We start from the raw sequence: 868 nt of genomic DNA on the forward strand, positions 1-868 counted from the left end.
TAATAAGTTTCCTAGACAAAAAATAACCTTATTCAGGAGGCCACTCCAAGTGAAGTCCAGTAAAGCACAAATTCATGCCAAATTCCACAAAATTCCTGAGCTTCGATTCGAAGATCAACAACTGACATCTTTTTCGGGAATTATCATTTTCCAATTGTTATTTAAGCGCCTTGACTTGAAGGCCAAAATGAAAAAATGCTTTTCACATTTAGATGTTTCGCCTATATTTGGGCACCATTTGGTTGTGATTTTGATTATAACCCATTTAATTTTGGGATTTAAAAGACTACGAGAAATCAAATATTACAAAGATGATCCCATGGTACTACGCCTGATGGGATTGAAAAAACTTCCCGATGTTTCGACTATCTCAAGAGGGTTGGCTCAATTGGATGATAAAAGCGTTGATAATATTCAAGATTTATCCCGATCCTTCGTTGTGGACGGATTACAACGGGAACAATTTCCCAGGCTAACCCTGGATTTTGATGGCTCTGTGCTATCTACCAAAGGCCATGCCGAAGGTTCTGCCATTGGCTTCAACAAAAAGAAAAAGGGTACCAGGAGTTATTATCCTCTTTTTTGTACCATTTCCCAGACTGGCCAGTTTTTTGACATGCACCATCGACCAGGCAATGTTCATGATTCCAATGGAGCACCAGATTTCATGATAAAGTGTTTTGACAAAATCAAATCGGAACTACCCGGAACCATAATTGAATCCCGTATGGATGCAGCTTTCTTCAATCAAGAGATCATTTTTTTGATGTCCGACAGGCGAATACAATTTACAGCGTCTGTACCTTTTTCCAGATTTACAGAACTCAAAAGCATGATTGAGGCATGTGACTCATGGTCTACCATTGAT

Annotated in this window: 1 protein-coding gene; it reads left to right on the top strand. The window is 38.9% G+C overall.

Features of this window, described 5'->3' with window-relative positions:
• Nucleotides 1–49: 49 nt before the first annotated feature.
• Nucleotides 50–868 (top strand): transposase (locus ACYQ2M_RS25150; RefSeq protein ID WP_459919152.1); only part of this gene is annotated, 819 nt, incomplete at its 3' end.

The organism is Desulfocicer niacini, assembly GCF_054657595.1.